The sequence below is a fragment of the Promicromonospora kroppenstedtii DSM 19349 genome, from assembly GCF_000515355.1.
GTDB classification, from domain to species: Bacteria; Actinomycetota; Actinomycetes; order Actinomycetales; family Cellulomonadaceae; genus Promicromonospora; species Promicromonospora kroppenstedtii.
In genome coordinates, this window is the sequence record NZ_KI911760.1 from 35,042 (window position 1) to 52,711 (window position 17,670).

At 70.9% G+C, this 17,670-nt stretch carries 17 protein-coding genes; 4 read left to right on the forward strand and 13 right to left on the reverse strand.

Annotated features, from left to right (window positions below; translation table 11 throughout):
- The 8 genes from PROKR_RS36445 to PROKR_RS27450 form a co-directional block, all read right to left on the reverse strand.
- On the reverse strand, positions 1-1,242 hold a 1,242-nt coding region (locus PROKR_RS36445; RefSeq protein WP_036970670.1), incomplete at its 3' end, for a thymidine phosphorylase.
- Positions 1,239-1,685 carry a cytidine deaminase gene (locus PROKR_RS27420; protein WP_051433437.1) on the reverse strand — a complete coding sequence of 149 codons (447 nt, stop codon included), beginning with the start codon at positions 1,683-1,685 and terminating at the stop codon, positions 1,239-1,241. The genes PROKR_RS27420 and PROKR_RS36445, both read right to left, overlap by 4 nt.
- A 2-nt stretch (positions 1,686-1,687) precedes the next feature.
- Positions 1,688-2,983 (reverse strand): ABC transporter permease, encoded by a 1,296-nt coding sequence (locus PROKR_RS27425; protein WP_200835939.1) that lies wholly within the window; start codon positions 2,981-2,983, stop codon positions 1,688-1,690.
- Positions 2,980-4,332, reverse strand: coding sequence for an ABC transporter permease (locus tag PROKR_RS27430; RefSeq protein ID WP_036970231.1), 1,353 nt, complete (start codon positions 4,330-4,332; stop codon positions 2,980-2,982). The genes PROKR_RS27425 and PROKR_RS27430 overlap by 4 nt, the downstream gene beginning before the upstream one ends.
- Positions 4,329-5,852 carry an ABC transporter ATP-binding protein gene (locus PROKR_RS27435; RefSeq protein ID WP_036970234.1) on the reverse strand — a complete coding sequence of 508 codons (1,524 nt, stop codon included), beginning with the start codon at positions 5,850-5,852 and terminating at the stop codon, positions 4,329-4,331. Before PROKR_RS27435 ends, PROKR_RS27430 begins: the two co-directional genes overlap by 4 nt.
- A gap of 132 nt (positions 5,853-5,984) precedes the next feature.
- Positions 5,985-7,067 carry a BMP family lipoprotein gene (locus PROKR_RS27440; RefSeq protein WP_036970237.1) on the reverse strand — a complete coding sequence of 361 codons (1,083 nt, stop codon included), beginning with the start codon at positions 7,065-7,067 and terminating at the stop codon, positions 5,985-5,987.
- A gap of 154 nt (positions 7,068-7,221) precedes the next feature.
- On the reverse strand, positions 7,222-8,451 hold the full coding sequence (locus PROKR_RS27445) for an amidohydrolase (protein ID WP_036970240.1): 1,230 nt from the start codon (positions 8,449-8,451) through the stop codon (positions 7,222-7,224).
- A 162-nt stretch (positions 8,452-8,613) separates the two neighbouring features.
- Entirely contained in the window at positions 8,614-9,747 is a 1,134-nt protein-coding gene (locus PROKR_RS27450) for a mannose-1-phosphate guanylyltransferase (protein ID WP_036970243.1), read from the reverse strand.
- A gap of 270 nt (positions 9,748-10,017) precedes the next feature.
- Between PROKR_RS27450 and sdhC the strand changes: the two genes are divergently transcribed.
- The 4 genes from sdhC to PROKR_RS27470 all read left to right on the forward strand — a co-directional run bounded on the left by sdhC (position 10,018) and on the right by PROKR_RS27470 (position 13,530).
- Positions 10,018-10,401, forward strand: coding sequence for a succinate dehydrogenase, cytochrome b556 subunit (gene sdhC / locus PROKR_RS27455; RefSeq protein WP_084467637.1), 384 nt, complete (start codon positions 10,018-10,020; stop codon positions 10,399-10,401).
- Positions 10,401-10,865, forward strand: coding sequence for a succinate dehydrogenase hydrophobic membrane anchor subunit (locus tag PROKR_RS27460; protein WP_036970247.1), 465 nt, complete (start codon positions 10,401-10,403; stop codon positions 10,863-10,865). The genes sdhC and PROKR_RS27460 overlap by 1 nt, the downstream gene beginning before the upstream one ends.
- Positions 10,866-10,939: 74 nt before the next feature.
- The gene (gene sdhA, locus PROKR_RS27465) at positions 10,940-12,772 is read left to right on the forward strand and encodes a succinate dehydrogenase flavoprotein subunit (RefSeq protein WP_020013396.1); all 1,833 of its coding nucleotides are present in this window, start codon (positions 10,940-10,942) and stop codon (positions 12,770-12,772) included.
- On the forward strand, positions 12,772-13,530 hold the full coding sequence (locus PROKR_RS27470) for a succinate dehydrogenase iron-sulfur subunit (protein WP_020013395.1): 759 nt from the start codon (positions 12,772-12,774) through the stop codon (positions 13,528-13,530). Before sdhA ends, PROKR_RS27470 begins: the two co-directional genes overlap by 1 nt.
- 40 nt (positions 13,531-13,570) lie before the next feature.
- On the opposite strand, the gene PROKR_RS27475 is transcribed toward PROKR_RS27470, so the two are convergent.
- The 5 genes from PROKR_RS27475 to PROKR_RS27495 form a co-directional block, all read right to left on the reverse strand.
- Positions 13,571-14,482 carry a YihY/virulence factor BrkB family protein gene (locus PROKR_RS27475; protein WP_245605991.1) on the reverse strand — a complete coding sequence of 304 codons (912 nt, stop codon included), beginning with the start codon at positions 14,480-14,482 and terminating at the stop codon, positions 13,571-13,573.
- Positions 14,483-14,582: 100 nt separating this feature from the next.
- A complete protein-coding gene (locus tag PROKR_RS27480) occupies positions 14,583-15,125 on the reverse strand; it encodes a 2'-5' RNA ligase family protein (RefSeq protein WP_036970251.1) in 543 nt (180 codons plus the stop codon).
- Positions 15,122-16,195 carry a tryptophan--tRNA ligase gene (gene trpS, locus PROKR_RS27485; protein ID WP_051433461.1) on the reverse strand — a complete coding sequence of 358 codons (1,074 nt, stop codon included), beginning with the start codon at positions 16,193-16,195 and terminating at the stop codon, positions 15,122-15,124. Before trpS ends, PROKR_RS27480 begins: the two co-directional genes overlap by 4 nt.
- A 40-nt stretch (positions 16,196-16,235) precedes the next feature.
- Positions 16,236-16,622, reverse strand: a complete 387-nt coding sequence (locus PROKR_RS27490) for a twin-arginine translocase TatA/TatE family subunit (protein WP_020013391.1) — start codon at positions 16,620-16,622, stop codon at positions 16,236-16,238.
- Between the two features lie 56 nt (positions 16,623-16,678).
- Positions 16,679-17,670 (reverse strand): S1C family serine protease (locus tag PROKR_RS27495; RefSeq protein WP_051433438.1); only part of this gene is annotated, 992 nt, incomplete at its 5' end.

Sequence of the window (17,670 nt, forward strand, 5' to 3'; positions counted from 1 at the left end):
GTCCACCGACCAGCCGCCGTCGAGGGCAGCGCGGGCGCGGGCGAACCGCTCGGGGGTGTCGGTGTGCAGCGTCATCAGCGGCTGCCCGGCCGTGACCTGCTCGCCCGGCTTCACGTGGATCTCGATGCCGGCCGCCGCCTGGACCGCGTCCTCCTTGCGGGCCCGGCCGGCACCCAGCCGCCGGACGGCGACGCCCACGGCGTACGCGTCGAGCGAGGTGAGCACGCCGGACTCGGTGGCCACGACCGTCTCGGTCTCCTTGGCGACCGGCAGCGGCGCGTCGACGTCGCCGCCCTGCGCGGCGATCATGGCCCGCCATCTGTCCATGGCGCGGCCGTCGGACAGCGCGGCCCGCACGTCGTCCTCCGAGCGAGGCCGGTCCGCCGCGGCGAGCATCTCCACGGCGAGCGCGACGGTCAGGTCGACGACGTCGACCGGGCCGCCACCGGCCAGCACCTCCAGCGACTCGCGCACCTCCAGGGCGTTGCCCGCGGTGCGGCCCAGCGGCACGGACATGTCAGTGACGAGGGCGACGGTGCGCACCCCGGCGTCGGTCCCGAGATCGACCATGGTGCGGGCGAGCTCGCGCGCGTCGTCCAGGGTCTTCATGAAGGCACCCGAGCCGACCTTGACGTCGAGCACCAGCGCGCCGGTGCCCTCGGCGATCTTCTTGGACATGATCGAGCTCGCGATGAGCGGGATCGCCTCGACGGTGCCGGTGACGTCGCGCAGCGCGTACAGCTTGCGGTCGGCGGGGGCCAGCCCGGAACCCGCCGCGCAGATGACGGCGCCCACGTCCTCGAGCTGCGCCATCATCTCGGCGTTGCTCAGCGCGGCGCGCCAGCCCGGGATGGCCTCCAGCTTGTCGAGCGTGCCGCCCGTGTGGCCCAGGCCGCGGCCCGAGAGCTGCGGCACGGCGACGTCGAACACGGCGACCAGCGGCGCGAGCGGCAGCGTGATCTTGTCGCCCACGCCGCCGGTGGAGTGCTTGTCCGCCGTCGGCCGCGAGAGCGCCGAGAACGACATGCGCTCGCCGGTCCGGATCATCGCGGCGGTCCACCGGGAGATCTCCTGGCGGGTCATCCCGTTGAGCAGGATCGCCATGGTCATCGCCGACATCTGCTCGTCGGCCACGACGCCACGGGTATAGGCGTCCACCAGCCAGTCGACCTGCTCGTCGGTGAGCGACTCGCTGTCGCGCTTGACCCGGATCAGGTCCACCGCGTCGAAGGGTTCGGTCATCGTGCTGCCTCCCGCACATGGTCCAGGTCGCCCGGCCCGAAGGCCTGGGGCAGTACTTCCGTCATCGGCTGGATGCCCAGCGGGGTGTCGACCAGCAGCCCGGCGCCGCCGTGCTCCCACAGGAGCTGGCGGCACCGGCCGCAGGGCATGATCGTCTCGCCGAGCGAGTTCACGCAGGTGAACGCCGCCAGCCGTCCGCCGCCCGACATGATCAGGGCGCTGACCAGCGAGCACTCGGCGCACAGGGTGACCCCGTACGCCGCGTTCTCGATGTTGGCGCCCGTGAGCAGGCGGCCGTCGGCGGCGAAGGCCGCCGCGCCCACCTTGAAGTCTGAGTACGGCGCGTAGGCGTGCTCGACCGCCTCACGGGCCGCGGCCCGCAGGCCGTCCCAGTCCACGGCGGTCTCGGGGCGCGCGGGATCGACGGAGTTCACGTCCACCATCCTCACCCCTTGATGTACGGCTCGCCGGACGCGGCCGGCGGGCGCGAGCGCCCCACCAGGCCGGCCACCGCGAGCAGCGTGACCACGTACGGGATCATGAGCATGAACTGGCTCGGCACCGGGGACCCGACCACGGAGAGCACGTTCTGCAGGTTCGACGCGAAGCCGAACAGCAGACCCGCGAACGCCGCGCGCACGGGATCCCACTTGCCGAAGATGACGGCCGCGAGGGCGATGTAGCCCGCGCCGCCGGTCATGTTCTCACCGAACTGGCTGAGCTGGACGGTGGTGTAGAACGCGCCGCCCAGGCCCGCGACGGCGCCGGCGACGAGCACCGCGTTGTACCGGGTGCGGACCACGTCGATACCGACGGTGTCCGCCGCCTTCGGGTGCTCGCCCACGGCCCGCAGGCGCAGGCCCCAGCGGGTGCGGTTCAGGGTGTACCAGACGGTCGGCACGGCGATGAACATCAGGTAGATGAGCAGCGGCTGGTCGAACAGGACCGGGCCGAGCACCGGGATGTCCGACAGGACCGGGATCGGGATCGACTGGAACCGGGTGGTCGAGTTCAGCGTCTCGGCGCTGGGCACGAGCACCTGCGAGTACAGGAAGCTGGTCAGCCCGACGACGAGCACGTTGAGCACCACACCGACGATCACCTGGTTCACGTGGTACGTGATCGCGAACACCCCGAGCACGAGCGCCACCAGGGCACCAGCGGCCACGGCCGCGACCAGGCCGGCCACCGCGCTGTTGGTGATCGACGAGACGATCGCCGCCGTGAACGCCGCACCGAGCAGCTGCGCCTCGATCGCGATGTTCACCACGCCCGCGCGCTCACCGATCACGCCGCCCAGGGCGCCGTAGACGAACGGCACGGACCACAGCACGGCGCCGCCGAGCAGGCCCACGATCGACAGGTCGCGAGGGCTGCCCGCGCCGGCCCAGGCCAGGAAGCCGAGCAGGCCGGCCAGGGAGAAGAGCACGACGAGCCAGAGCGACGTCCGGCGCCCGCGCGCGGTGAGCACGAAGGACGCCGCCGTCACGGCGAGCATGACCGCGCCGCACGCCCAGGCAAACGCCGTCGCGGGCAGCACGATGACGGGGATCTGGAAGAAGTCGGCACGCTGCGACAGCAGGAACCGGGTGTCACCCGCGTGCGGAACCGCGACGAGCAGCAACGCGTACAGCAGGGTCACAGCGAGCAGCACGCCCGCCGTCTTCCACGACACGACCGTGACGGTCCGTGTCGTCTCCGACAGCGGCGCGTCGAGCTGGGTGGTGGGGTCGGCGCTCACGCGGCTGCCTCCTTCTGGTTCCGGGCCGCCTTGGGCTTCTTCGGTGCCCGACGCCGGTTGGGGTCCGGCAGCCGGAAGATCGCCCGCACCAGCGGCGGCGCGGCGATGAACAGCACGATGAGCGACTGCACCACGAGCACGATGTCGCTCGGGACGCCCTCTGCGGCCTGCATGGTGGTGCCGCCCGCCTTGAACGCGCCGAACAGGATGCCGGCCGCGAGCACGCCCCACGGGTTGGACCCGCCGAGCAGCGCGACGGTGATGGCGTCGAACCCGATACCGGCGTCGATGTCGGAGCTGAAGCCCGTGGTGACGGCGCCCAGCACCTGGGAGGCGCCGGCCAGGCCGACGAGGCCACCGGCCACCAGCATCACGTTCACGGTGGCACGCCCGGTGTCGATGCCCGCCACGCGCGCGGCGCGCGGGTTCTCCCCCACGGCGCGGAACGCGAAGCCGGTCGACGAGCGGTTGAGCAGCCACCACACGCCGACCACGGCCAGCACCGCCAGGACGAAGCCCCAGGTCAGGTTGAACCGGTCGCCGAGCAGGTTCGGCAGCTGGGCGGACTCGGCCGTCGGCGGCGTCTTGGGGTTGGACGAGCCGGGCGCCTGCAGCAGCCCCGGCGTCGCCAGGAAGTAGGAGATCAGGTAGTACGCGACGTAGTTGAGCATGATCGTGACGATCACCTCGTGCGCCCCGGTGCGGGCCTTGAGCACGCCTGCGATCCCGGCCCACACCGCGCCCGCCGCGATGCCGGCGACGACGGCCAGCAGCAGGTGCAGCGGGAACGGCACCCCGCTGACGCCGAAGCCCACCCAGCCGGCCGCGGCGGCGGCCACGAGCATCTGCCCCTGGCCACCGATGTTGAACAGGCCGGCCCGGAACGCCAGCGCCACGCCGAGGCCCGCCGCGATGAGCGGGGTCGCGTAGCTGAGGGTCTCCGTGAGCGGCCGGATCGCGGTGACGAAGTCCGGTGCCTGCACGTTGACCACGGAGCCGCGGAACAGCGCGGAGTACGCGCCGCCGATCGCCTGGCCGAGCGCGACGAAGGTGTCGCCGGGCCGTGCGAAGAAGTACCCCGAGGCCGCCTTCACCTCCTCGTCGGTGAAGGCGATCATGACGGAGCCCGCCAGGACGGCGAGCAGGACGGCGCCGACGGACACGGTCCACGGGCTCGTCATCGTCTGCTGCAGCGCCTTGGCCAGCCGGCTCTCCGTGTCCGGCATGTCCTCGCCGGCCGGGCTGCCCAGCTCGCGGGCCCGCTCCTGCTCCAGCTCCTCGGCGGTGCCGGGGTCGAGGCCCGGCTCCTGCTCGGGGTTCGACCCCGGGCTCGACTCGGGCGCGCTCACGCGACCTCTCCCTTCGCGTCCTGCGGCGAGATCCCCGCCATCATCAGGCCCAGCACGTCACGCGGGGTGTCCGCGGGCACGATGCCCACGACCTTTCCGCGGTACATCACCATGATGCGGTCGGCCAGGGCCACCGCCTCGTCCAGCTCGGTGGAGACCACCACGACCGGGATGCCGGCGTCTCGGGTCTCGACGATCCGCTTGTGGATGAACTCGATGGAGCCCACGTCCACACCACGCGTCGGCTGCGCCGCGACGAACAGGCGCAGGTCGCGCGACAGCTCGCGGGCGAGCACCACCTTCTGCTGGTTTCCGCCCGACAGGCGACCCACCGGCGTGGTGATGGACTGCGTGCGGACGTCGAACTCCGCGACCTTCTCGTCGGCGAACCGGTCGCGGTGGGCCAGCTGCAGCGCGCCCGCCTTCACGAACGGCGGGCCGTCGGTGCGGTCGAGCATGAGGTTCTCGGCGATGGTGAACTCGCCGATCAGGCCGTCGAGCGTACGGTCCTCGGGCACGAAGCCCACACCCTGGTCGAGGATCCGGCGCACCGAGCGGCCCACCAGCTCCTTGCCGTCCAGCGCGATGCTGCCGGAGACGTCGCCCTGCAGGCCGATCAGGGCCTCGGTGAGCTCGGTCTGGCCGTTGCCCTGGACACCGGCGACCACGAGCACCTCGCCGCCGCGCACCTCGAAGCTGACGTCGTCGACCACCACGGTGCCGGACTCGCTGGTGACCACCAGGTCGGTCACCTTCAGCCCGTTGTCCCGCAGCGTGGGCGCGTCCTTCTGCACGGTCAGCTCGACGGCGCGGCCCACCATCAGGGAGGCGAGCTCGGCGTCGGACGCCGTCGGGCTGGCCTCGCCGACGACCTTGCCGTGCCGGATCACGGTGATGCGGTCGGCGACGGCGCGGACCTCGCGCAGCTTGTGGGTGATGAACACGATCGCGGAGCCCTCGTCGCGCAGCTGGCGCATGATCGCCATCAGCTCGTCGGTCTCCTGCGGGGTGAGCACCGCCGTCGGCTCGTCGAAGACCAGCACGTCGGCGTTCCGCGAGAGCGCCTTGATGATCTCGACGCGCTGCTGGACGCCGACGGGCAGGTCCTCGACCAGCGCGTCGGGGTCCACGTGGAAGCCGAACCGCGCGGAGATCTCCTTCACCTGGGCGCGGGCCGCCTCCAGGTCGAGGCGCCCGCCGCCGCGGGTCTGCTCGTGGCCGAGCATGACGTTCTCCGCCACGGTGAAGACGGGTACCAGCATGAAGTGCTGGTGCACCATGCCGATGCCGGCGGCCATGGCGTCGCCCGGTCCGGCGAAGTTCTGGACCACGTCGTCCAGGAGGATCTCGCCCTCGTCCGCCTCATACAGGCCGTACAGCACGTTCATCAGGGTGGACTTGCCCGCCCCGTTCTCGCCCAGGAGCGAGTGGATCTCGCCTGGCTGGACGACCAGGTCGATGTGGTCGTTCGCGACGAGCGCGCCGAAGCGCTTGGTGATGCCGCGCAGCTCGAGCCGCATAGGAATCCTTCCCGAAAGGGGTCCTGCTCATGACAGGTCCCGGGGCGCACGGCGCGTGCCGTGCCCCCCGGGACCATCTTGCGTCAAGTCTTGGCCGTCGACCGATCAGCTGTCACGGCCGGGACCCGCGGGTCACTCGGCGAGGTAGGACTTCACCTCGACGTCGCCCGCGATGATCGACTCCTTGAGGGCCTGGACCTCTTCCCACAGGGCCGGGTCCACCTTGTCCTCGAAGTTGTGCAGCGGGGCGAGGTCCACACCGCCGTTCTCGAGGGTACCCACGTACGGGGTCGGGTCGAACTCGTCGTTGCCCGAGGCGACGACGGCCTCCTGCGTGGAGACGTCCATCCCCTTGAGGATGGAGGTGAGGACCAGGTCCTGCGTGGTCGGGTCCGACTCGTAGAAGTCGGCGTCCACACCGATCAGGGCCACGTCCTCGCCGGAGTCGGCGATGGCGTCCATGGCGGACTGGTAGATCGGGCCACCGACGGGCAGGATCACGTCGACGCCCTGGTCCAGGACGTTCTGCGCGGTCTGCTTGGCGGCCGGGTCGGCAGCGAAACCGCCCGTGAACGAGCCCTTCTTGCCGTCCCAGCCGACGAGCTCGACGTTCTCGCCCTTGGTCTCGTTGTAGTAGTCGACGCCCTGCTTGAAGCCGTCCATGAAGATGGTCACGGTCGGGAAGTCCATACCACCGAAGGTGCCGACCTTGCCGGCCTCCGAGTAGCCGGCTGCGAGGTAGCCGGCGAGGAACGCGGCCTGGGCCGTGTCGTACAGCAGCGGCTTGATGTTCTCCGCGTCGGCCTTGCCGTCGAAGTCGGCGTCCGCCGCGTCGTCGACCAGGATGTAGTCGATGTCGGGGTTGGCCGTGGCCGACTCGACGGTCGTCGCGGACAGCGCGAACCCGACGGTCACGATGGCGTTGCAGCCCTCGGCCACGAGGGACTCGACGTTGCCCTTGTAGTCGCTCTCGGACGTCGACTGGACGTCGACGAGCTCGGTGCCGAGCTCCTCGGCCGCAGCCGTCGCGCCCTCGAAGCTGAGCTGGTTGAAGCTCTTGTCGTCGAACCCGCCGGCGTCCGACACGATGCAGGGCTTGAAGTCACTGGCGGCGTTGCTCTCGCCACCAGTGGACTCCTCCGGGGCAGCGCCGCACGCCGAGAGCGCGAGCGCCGTTGCTCCCGCAATGGCGGTGAGCCAGACAGCCTTCTTCACTGGTGCTCCTTCGATGATCCAGAGGGCGATGTCCCAGACGGATCCGGGGCCCTATACCGCACCGAGGGTAGCCAGCGCATCTGGCATTTCGCGTTTCGAGACGGTAACCGGAGTAAGTCGTTACCGAAGCGTCATCGACAGCAACAGTTCTCGATCAGCGGGCCGCGAACTGGGCGAGTGTCCTGACGCCCACGCCGATCGCCCGCTCGTCCACGACCAGGTCGCCCTGGTGCAGGTCGTACGTGCGGCCGCCGGGCGTGCGCACGCCGAGCCGCGCCATGGTGCCCGGGACCTTGCGCAGGTACCACGCGAAGTCCTCGCCACCCATGGACTGCTCGGTGAGCTGCACGGCGTCGGGGCCGACCGCGTCGCGGATCGCGGCCTCCAGGTCCCCGGTCGCCTCGGTCTCGTTCTCGACGGGCGGCACGCCGTGCGTCACGGTCACCGAGATGTCCACCTGGTACGGAGCGACGACCTGCTCGACCGCCTCGCGCACCAGCTCGCCGGCCTTCTCCCACGCGCGCACGTCGAGGCAGCGCAGCGTGCCCTTGAGGATGCCGCTGGACGGGATGGCGTTCGGCGTGGAGCCGGCCTGCACCGCGCCCCAGGTGAGGTTCACGCCCGAGCGGGGGTCCAGGCGGCGTCCCAGGACGGCGGGCGTCTGCGTGATGACCTGGCCGAGCGCGAACACGACGTCGCCGGTGAGGTGCGGGCGCGAGGTGTGCCCGCCGGGCGACGAGATGGTCACCATGACCGAGTCGCTCGCGGAGGTGATGGGGCCGATGCGGGTGCCCACGTGGCCGACGTCGAACTTCGGGTCGCAGTGCAGCGCGGCCATGCGGTCCACGCCGTCGAGCTCGGACGTCTTGTTGATGATGTCCTCCGCGCCGCCCGGGAAGACCTCCTCGGCGGGCTGGAAGAAGAGCCGGACGCCGCGGCGCAGCCGCCCCTCCTCCTGCAGTCGCGCCAGCACCAGTCCGGCGCCGAGCACCACGGTGGTGTGCACGTCGTGGCCGCAGGCGTGTGCGACGCCGGGGCGGGTCGAGGAGAACTCCACGCCGCTCGTCTCGTGCAGCGGCAGGGCGTCGAGGTCGGCGCGCAGACCCACCCGGCCCTCGCCGTCGGGCCCGTGGTCGGGGCCGATGTCGCAGACCAGGCCGGTCCCCGTCGGCAGCGGCCGCGGGTCCAGCCCGGCGGCGCGCAGGCGGTCGACCAGCAGCGCGGTGGTGCGGATCTCCTGGCGGGAGAGCTCAGGGTGCCGGTGCACGTCCCGGCGGAACGCGACCAGCTCGGCGTCGAACCCGTCCGCGAGCTCGCTCACGCGGGCCGCCAGCGCCGCGACGACGTCCGTCGTGTTCCCCCCGGGCACGTCCCCGACCGGCATCTGATCGTGCGAAACGATCTGATCGAAATCGGCGAGACTGACGGGCTGCTGGGTCGGGTTCACGCCTCTCACGGTAGCGCTGTCCGCCTCGCGAGACACGACAGCGCGGCATCCGTCCCACGATACGGACAACTATGAGACATCGGGGAAAGGTCTCGGGTATCAGAGGAGATCTTCCCTGCCCCGTTCGCGTACCGCCGCCACCACCTCCTTGACCTGCTGCGCGCGGGCGCGCGTCGTCACCAGCAGGGCGTCGGGCGTGTCCACGACGACGACGTCGTCCAGCCCCAGCACCGTCACGAGCCGGCCGGACGCCGGCACCACCACGGAGCCGGCGCTCTCGATACGTAGCACGTCGTCCGGGTCGCCGAGCACCTTGGCGCCGCGGTCGTCGTCGGACGGCAGCAGCACGGCGAGCGAGTTGTAGTCGCCGACGTCGTCCCACCCGAAGGTGCCGGGTACGACGGCGACGCCGCCGGCCTCGGCGACCGGCTCGGCCACCGCGTGGTCGATCGCGATCTTCTCCAGGCCCGGCCAGACCTCCGCGAGCACCGCGGCACGGCGCGGGGTGTCCCACGCGTCGGCCACGGTGCGCAGGCCGTCGTGCAGCGCGGGCCGCTGCTCGGCGAGGTGCCCGAGCAGCACGGACGTGCGCGAGACGAACATGCCCGCGTTCCAGCGGTACTCGCCCGAGGCGAGGTAGGCGCGCGCGGTGGCGGCGTCCGGCTTCTCCGTGAACCCGCGCACGTGCAGCGTGTGCGGGGCGCCGTCGACGCCGAGCGGCTCGCCCGAGCGCACGTACCCGAACGCGGTCGACGGCCGCGAGGCGGCGATGCCCACGGTCGTCACGTAGCCGGCGCGCGCGGCGGACACGGCCTCGCGGACCGCCAGCTCGAACGCGCGCGTCCCGTGGATCACGTGGTCCGCCGCGAACGACCCGACCACCACGTCGCCGTGCCGCTTCTCCAGGACGGCGGCCGCCAGCCCGATGGCCGCCATCGACTCACGCGGCGACGGCTCGGCGAGCACCGCGTCGTCGGACAGGGCCGGGAGCTGGGCGCGGCACGCAGCCACGTGCTGCTCGCCGGTCACCAGCACGACGCCGTCCGGCCCCGCGAGCGGGCGCAGGCGGCGCTCGGTGGCCTGGAGCAGGGACTGGCCCGATCCCACGAGGTCGTGCAGGAACTTGGGCTCCCCGCCCCGCGAGAGCGGCCACAGCCGCGTGCCGGACCCGCCGGCTGGTACCACTGCGAAGAAGTCGTCGATCGGGGACGATAGGGCGGCGGCCGAAGTCATGCCCCGCAGGATGTCAGCCGGACCGTGTTCCCGCAGCCAAAACTCGCCAGAATCCGGGCGAACCCTGGCTGAACTCAGGGGCAGGTCCGGGCAGCAACGCACGAGCAACCTGACGGGTGCCCGAAGCCACGACATCTCCCCTGTGGGATCAGTCACAAATGCCGTGTCTTGATGCCCGCGAGGGCTGCCGGGCGGCGATCGAGGCGACCAGTTGTCATTACAGTGGGGACCAGCCACCCCCCAGCCGGACAGCCATAGGAGGCTACCGAAGTGCCCACCGCACCAGCAGGCACGTTGTACCGCGGCCGTGAAGGCATGTGGTCGTGGGTCGCGCACCGCGTGACCGGCGTGCTGATCTTCTTCTTCTTGCTCGTGCACGTGCTCGACACAGCCCTGGTGCGCGTGTCCCCCGAGGCGTACAACGCAGCGATCGGCACGTACCAGACCCCGATCATGGGGCTCGGCGAGGCCGGGCTCGTGGCAGCGATCGTCTTCCACGCCTTCAACGGCATCCGCATCCTGCTGGTGGACTTCTGGGCCAAGGGCCCCAAGTACCAGAAGGTCATGCTGTGGGTCGTCGTCGGTCTGTTCGTCGTGACGATGGCGGGCTTCCTGCCGCGGCACCTCATCAACGTCTTCACCGGGGGTCACTGATGGCACACGGAACCGCTGCGGTGGCGAAGGTCGACTCCCCGCGCTCGCCGTACGTACGCCGCAAGACGACGCGCGGCAACTACGAGCTGTACTCCTGGGTCTTCATGCGGGCCTCCGGCGTGGTGCTCCTGGTCCTCATCTTCGGCCACCTCTTCGTGAACCTGATGGTCGGCGACGGCGTGCACGCCATCGACTTCGGTTTCGTGGCCGGCAAGTGGTCGAACCCGATGTGGCAGGTCTGGGACCTGCTGATGCTGTGGCTCGCGATGATCCACGGCACCAACGGCGTGCGCACCATCATCAACGACTACGCCACCCGGGACCTCACGCGCGGCATCCTGAAGGGCCTGCTCCTCCTGGCGTTCACCGTCGTGGTCGTGCTGGGCACCCTCGTGATCTTCACGTTCGACCCGTGCCCGCCGGACGCTCCCGCGGAGCTGCTCGCCTCCTTCTGCACGGCCTGAGCAGCACGCGCCGCAGCACCGGCACCACCCCCAGCCCCACACTCCGAACCTCATAGCAGGAGGCATCGAGCCCGATGCAGACCCATCAGTACGACGTCGTGATCGTCGGCGCCGGCGGCGCAGGTATGCGAGCCGCCCTGGAGTCGTCGAAGGAGGCCCGCACCGCGGTGATCTCCAAGCTGTACCCCACCCGCTCCCACACCGGTGCCGCCCAGGGCGGCATGGCTGCGGCCCTCGCCAACGTCGAGGACGACAACTGGGAATGGCACACCTTCGACACCGTCAAGGGCGGCGACTACCTCGTCGACCAGGACGCGGCCGAGATCCTCGCGAAGGAAGCCATCGAGTCGGTCCTCGACCTGGAGCGGATGGGCCTCCCGTTCAACCGCACCCCCGAGGGCAAGATCGACCAGCGCCGGTTCGGCGGGCACACCCGGGACCACGGCCAGTCCGCCGTGCGCCGCGCGTGCTACGCCGCCGACCGCACGGGTCACATGATCCTCCAGACGCTCTACCAGAACTGCGTGAAGCAGGACGTCGAGTTCTTCAACGAGTTCTACGTGCTGGACCTCATCACCGATCACGACCTCACCACCGAGGAGATCGCGGACGGCGAGGAGGTCAACGCCACCGGCGTCGTCGCGTACGACCTGGCCACCGGCGAGATCCACGTGTTCCAGGCCAAGGCGATCATCTTCGCCACCGGCGGCGCGGGGAAGATCTTCAAGACCACCTCGAACGCCCACACCCTCACGGGTGACGGCATGGCGCTGGCGTACCGCCGCGGCCTGCCGCTGGAGGACATGGAGTTCTTCCAGTTCCACCCGACAGGCCTGGCCGGCCTGGGCATCCTCCTGTCGGAGGCGGCCCGCGGCGAGGGCGGCATCCTGCGCAACTCCGAGGGCGAGCGCTTCATGGAGCGCTACGCCCCCACCATCAAGGACCTCGCGCCGCGCGACATCGTGGCCCGGTCGATGGCGAACGAGGTCCGCGAGGGCCGGGGCGCCGGCCCGAACAAGGACTACGTGCTGCTCGACCTGACGCACCTGGAGCCGGCGCACATCGACGCCAAGCTCCCGGACATCACCGAGTTCGCGCGCACCTACCTCGGCATCGAGCCCTACACCGAGCCGGTCCCCGTGTACCCCACGGCGCACTACGCCATGGGCGGCGTGCCGACCAACATCAAGGGCGAGGTGCTCCGCGACGGCGTCAACGTCGTCAAGGGCCTCTACGCCGCCGGTGAGGTCGCCTGCGTGTCGGTGCACGGCTCCAACCGCCTGGGCACCAACTCGCTGCTGGACATCAACGTGTTCGGCAAGCGGTCCGGCCGCGCCGCCGCGGAGTACGCCAAGACGGCGTCGTTCCACGAGCTGCCCGAGGACCCGACCGTCCGGGTGGTGGAGCAGCTCGACGAGATGCGCAACCGGCCCGACGGCGAGCGCATCGCGGACATCCGCAAGGCGCTGCAGGACACCATGGACCTCAACGCCCAGGTGTTCCGCACGGGCGACTCGCTGAACGCGGCCCTGGCCGACATCCGCGAGCTGCAGAAGCGCTACCGCAACGCGTCCGTCCAGGACAAGGGGAAGCTCTTCAACACGGACCTCCTGGAGGCCATCGAGCTGGGCTTCCTGCTCGACATCGCAGAGGTCACCGTGGTCGCCGCGATCAACCGCAAGGAGTCGCGCGGCGGTCACTACCGCGAGGACTTCCCCAACCGCGACGACGCCAACTACATGCTGCACACCATGGCCTACCGGCGCCCCACCGCGGCGTCCGACCAGGCCGAGGGTCACGTGGAGGGCTACTTCGACCACGTCGAGGAGTTCGACGGCTACAAGGTCGTCCTGGGCTCCAAGCCCGTTGTCCAGACCCGGTACGAGCCGATGGAGCGTAAGTACTGATGACTGCCACACTCGAAGCCGCCGCACCGTCCCCCGCGGGCGAGATCCCGTCGTTCACGGTCACGCTGCGGATCCGGCGGTTCAACCCCGAGGTGTCCGAGGAGGCCACCTGGGAGGACTTCACCGTCGAGGCGCACGGCACCGACCGCATCCTCGACGCCCTGCACAAGATCAAGTGGGACGAGGACGGCTCGCTCACGTTCCGCCGGTCCTGCGCGCACGGCGTGTGCGGCTCGGACGCGATGCGGATCAACGGCCGCAACCGCCTGGCCTGCAAGACGCTCCTGAAGGACGTCAACCCCGACAAGCCGATCACGGTCGAGCCCATCAAGGGCCTGCCCGTCGTGAAGGACCTCGTGGTCGACATGGAGCCGTTCTTCGCCTCCTACCGCGAGATCATGCCCTTCCTCATCACGTCGGGGAACGAGCCCTCCAAGGAGCGCTACCAGTCCCCCGAGGACCGCGCGAAGTTCGACGACACCACCAAGTGCATCCTGTGCGCCGCGTGCACGTCGTCCTGCCCGGTGTTCTGGACGGACGGCCAGTACTTCGGCCCGGCCGCGATCGTGAACGCGCACCGCTTCATCTTCGACAGCCGTGACGAGGGTGGCTCGCAGCGCCTCGAGATCCTGAACGACAAGGAGGGCGTGTGGCGCTGCCGCACGACCTTCAACTGCACCGAGGCCTGCCCCCGCGGCATCGAGGTCACAAAGGCGATCCAGGAGGTCAAGCGCGCCATGATCACGCGCGCGTTCTGATCCTCTCGGGGAGGACGGGGCGGCACGGGACCTGCGGGTCCTATGCCGCCCCGTCCTCGTTCTCAGGGGCCCGCTCGGCTTGCGGGGCCGGCGGGTCGGCCATCCAGGCGCAGGCCATGAGCAGCACCCGGGCCAGCAGGTTGACCAGCACCAGGATGGTCACCACCACCGCGAACGACGCCAGCAGGGCATTACGGGTGGCGGCGTTCGAGATCACCTCGGTACCGAGGTAGCGCAGCCCGCCGGCGACGACGCCCACCGCGAGCGAGCCGTACATCAGCTCCCGCCACTCGGTCCGCACCCCGCCCACGTACCGCACGACGGCGGCCACGACGACCGCGTCCAGCGCCAGGGTCACCAGGGCACCGCCCGCCCGCACCGCGAAGGACACCGCGCCGCCGTCCAGCCCGAGGCTCTCCAGGGTCCAGGGCACGGCCGCCGAGACCGCCACGCTGGCAGCCGCGGTGACCAGCACGCCGACGCCGAGCAGCACGAAGCCCAGGAGCTGCCGCAGGCGGTCGGTGACGGGGTTGCCGTGGTCGTTCGTCTCCCCGAACATGGCCCGCACCGACGTGCGCAGGGCGCCCATGAAGTTCGTGGCGGACCACAGCAGCACCAGCGCGGCGACGGCCGAGGTCCAGCTCAGGCCGGTGGAGATCACGAGATCGGCCGGCGACAGCACGCCGCCGTGGCCGGTGTCGACCAGTCCCGGCAACCACGTGTCGATCTGGTCCAGCACCGCGACGCGCAGGTCGGCGTCGCCGCCGAGCACCCGCACGAACACCGTGTAGCCGATCGCGAGGGCCGCGAACAGCGAGAACAGCGCGGCGTAGGCCATGCCGCCGCTGAGCACGGCGCCGTTCGCCGTGTTGAACCTGGACAGTGCCCGGCCGGGCCGGGTCGCCTCCCAGCGCGCCCAGAGCGCCTGTCCCCGCTCGATCAACCGCTTCACCCGGGAAGAGTAGACGGCGGCCGGCGAGCCGGCCCCACGCGGCGCGCGGGTGTGCCGTGGGGGGCCGTGGGGTAAGGGCCGGACTGGCGGCGCGGCCGGGTCAGACCCGGCCGAGCTGGAAGGCCGCCTGGGGCCGCCAGATCCCGTCGTCTCCGTGCTCGTACTGGTAGAACCGGTCGACGTCGAACTCCGCGAAGTAGTCCGACATGGCCTCGAAGGCCTTGTCGAGGTCGGCGTCCGGGACCTCGTGCGCGATGGTCACGTGCGGGTGGTAGTTGAACCGCAGGTCACCGTCGAGGATCCCGGAGCGCACGCTCGCCTCGAGCCGCTCGCACTCCGCGATGCCCTGCGCGAGGGCCACGAACACCACGGGCGAGACCGGCCGGAACGTGGCCGTGCCCCGCAGCCGCACCGTGAAGGGCGACGCGGCGGCGGCCACGGTCGCCAGGTGCTCGCGTGCCTCGGCGAGCTGCCCGAGGTCGATCAGCGTCGGCCCCAGCAGCGTGATGTGCGGGGGGATGAAGTTCGCGAGCGGGTCGTCGGCAGCCACCCGCGCCGCGCTGAGCTGCGCGGCGTAGGGCTCCGGGATCTCGATCGCGATCCCGATGCGGACCTGGCCGGGTCCGCGCTCGGGCAGGTTCACCGTTCGCCTCGCGCGGGCAGGAGCCCGAACCGTTCGTACAGCCGGTCCAGGACGGGTCGGGCGATGGCGCGGGCCCGGTCGGCGCCGTCGGCCAGCACGCGGTCGAGCTCGGCCGGGTCGGCCAGGTAGGTGTTGGCACGTGCCTGGAACGGCTCGAGGAAGGCGACGACGGCGTCGGCCAGGTCCACCTTGAGGTAGCCGTAGCCGCGACCGTCGTACTCCTTGGCGATCTCGTCGATGTCGCGGCCGGTCACGGCCGAGAAGATCGTCAGCAGGTTCGAGATGCCCGGCTTCTCGGCCGGGTCGAACCGCACGCCGTAGGACTCGTCGGCGTCGGTCACGGCCGACTTGATGGCCTTGACCGCCTTCTTGGGGTCCTCCAGCAGCCAGACGACGCCCTTGCCGCCCGTGCTGGACTTGCTCATCTTGGCGCTCGGGTCCTGCAGGTCCTGGATCTTGGCGACCGCCTTGACGATGTGCGCGTCCGGCACGACGGCGGTGCCCTCGCCGAAGCGGGTGTTCAGGCGCGCCGCGAGGTCCCGGGTGAGCTCCAGGTGCTGGCGCTGGTCCTCGCCCACGGGGACCAGGCCGGCGTCGTACAGCAGGATGTCGGCCGCCATGAGCACGGGGTAGGTGAAGAGCCCGACCGTGGTGCCCTCGCTGCCCTGCTTGGCGGACTTGTCCTTGAACTGCGTCATCCGGCCGGCCTCGCCGAAGCCGGTCTGGCAGCTCAGCAGCCACGCCAGCTCGGCGTGCGCCGCCACGTGCGACTGCACGAAGAGGATGGACCGCTCGGGGTCGATGCCGCCCGCCAGGTACTGCGCGGCCGTGCGCCGGGTGCGCTCGCGCAGCAGCGCCGGGTCCGGGTTGACCGTCAGCGCGTGCAGGTCCACGACGCAGTAGAGCGCGTCGTAGGAGTCCTGCAGCGCGATCCACTGGGACAACGCACCGATGTAGTTGCCCAGGTGGAGGGAACCGTCGGTGGGCTGCATCCCGGAGAAGATGCGCTTCCGGGTGGGGACGTCGGCCACGGCGGCTGGTTCCGGCGCGGTCGAGGTGAAGGACGACATGGCCCACATTCTGGCAGGTCCGTCCGCGCTCACCGAATCCTCAGGTCGCTTCGTCGTCGTACGGTGCCTTCCCGGGTTCCGCGGCCGGGCCGGCCGACGTCGCTGACATGCCGTTCCGTGCCGCCACGCCGTCCGCGGCCTGGGCGGCGGCGGACCGCGTGTACTCCGACGGGCTGTCGTCCATCAGGGCGTCCCGCACGATCTTGCGCGGGTCGTACTGGCGTGGGTCGAGCTTGGACCAGTCCACGTCGCTGAACTCCGGCCCGAGCTCGTCGTCGACCCGCGCCTTCGCGTTCTGGAGCAGGTCGCGGCCGCGGCGCACCATCGCGCCGAGCTGTTCCGCATAGGTGGGCAGCCGCTCAGGGCCGATGACGAGCATCGCGATCACGATGATGATCACGAACTCCCAGCCGTTGATACCGAACACGGGTCAGAGCCTACTCGCGTCGCGGGACAGCCCGGAGAACGCCGGATGAATCCCGTTCACTGGCCGCTCGACCGCTCTTCGAGCACCACGCGGACCTCGCGCTCGTTCTTGCCGGACCGCACCTGGAGCGTCACCGGGTCGCCCGGCGCCTTGGCGCGGATCGCGACGATCAGCTCGTCCGCGACCGACACGGGCCGGCCGTCCACGGAGAGGATCACGTCGCCCGGCTTGATGCCGGCCTGGTCGGCGGGGCCGTTCGGCGTCACTGCGGGCGTACCCTGCTGCGCCTCCTGGGACACCTGCACGCCCTCGCCCTGGTAGGCGGGGTCGAGCAGGACGCCGATGATCGGGAACGTCGCCGAGCCCGTCTCGATGAGCTGCTCGGCCGTGTGCCGTGCCTGGTTGGACGGGATGGCGAAGCCGAGGCCGATGTTGCCGGTGGCCGTGGTGGTGCCGGGCCCCTGCGCGATGGCCGAGTTGATGCCGATCACCTCGCCCGCCGTGTTCACGAGCGGTCCGCCGGAGTTGCCGGGGTTGATCGCGGCGTCCGTCTGGATCGCGTCGATGAACGCCGCCTCCGCGGACTCGCCCGCCTTCACCGGGCGGTGCAGCGCGCTGACGATGCCCGTGGTGACGGTGGCCTCCAGGCCGAGCGGCGAGCCGACGGCGAGCACGGCGTCGCCCACGACGACGTCGTCGGAGTCGCCCAGCACGAGCGGCTCCAGGCCGGTCTCGTCGACCCGGATGACGGCCAGGTCGTAGTCCGGCGTGGCCCCCACGAGCTCGGCGGGCTGCTCGTGCCCGTCGGAGAACGTCACGGTCACGTCGGCCCCGGAGGCCGCCTCGGCGACCACGTGGTTGTTCGTGAGGATGTAGCCCTCGGACTTGAGGATCATGCCCGAGCCGGTGGCAACACCCTGCGGGGCGCGCACCTCGATCGAGACCACGCTCGGCAGCGCGGCCGCGGCGATCGCGGCGACCGAGCCCTCGGGACGCTCCACCTGGGTGGTCCCCGCGGCGTGCTGCGGCAGCGCGGCGTCCGCCGGGC

What these genes read in the sequence shown, in the direction of transcription:
- PROKR_RS27450 (WP_036970243.1), bottom strand. Translation starts at nt 9,747, where the DNA reads ATGACTTCGGCCGCCGCCCTATCGTCCCCGATCGACGACTTCTTCGCA.
- trpS (WP_051433461.1), bottom strand. Translation starts at nt 16,195, where the DNA reads ATGTCGTCCTTCACCTCGACCGCGCCGGAACCAGCCGCCGTGGCCGAC.
- PROKR_RS27420 (WP_051433437.1), bottom strand. Translation starts at nt 1,685, where the DNA reads ATGGTGGACGTGAACTCCGTCGATCCCGCGCGCCCCGAGACCGCCGTG.
- PROKR_RS27445 (WP_036970240.1), bottom strand. Translation starts at nt 8,451, where the DNA reads ATGCCGGTCGGGGACGTGCCCGGGGGGAACACGACGGACGTCGTCGCG.
- PROKR_RS27460 (WP_036970247.1), top strand. Translation starts at nt 10,401, where the DNA reads ATGGCACACGGAACCGCTGCGGTGGCGAAGGTCGACTCCCCGCGCTCG.
- PROKR_RS27435 (WP_036970234.1), bottom strand. Translation starts at nt 5,852, where the DNA reads ATGCGGCTCGAGCTGCGCGGCATCACCAAGCGCTTCGGCGCGCTCGTC.
- PROKR_RS27470 (WP_020013395.1), top strand. Translation starts at nt 12,772, where the DNA reads ATGACTGCCACACTCGAAGCCGCCGCACCGTCCCCCGCGGGCGAGATC.
- sdhA (WP_020013396.1), top strand. Translation starts at nt 10,940, where the DNA reads ATGCAGACCCATCAGTACGACGTCGTGATCGTCGGCGCCGGCGGCGCA.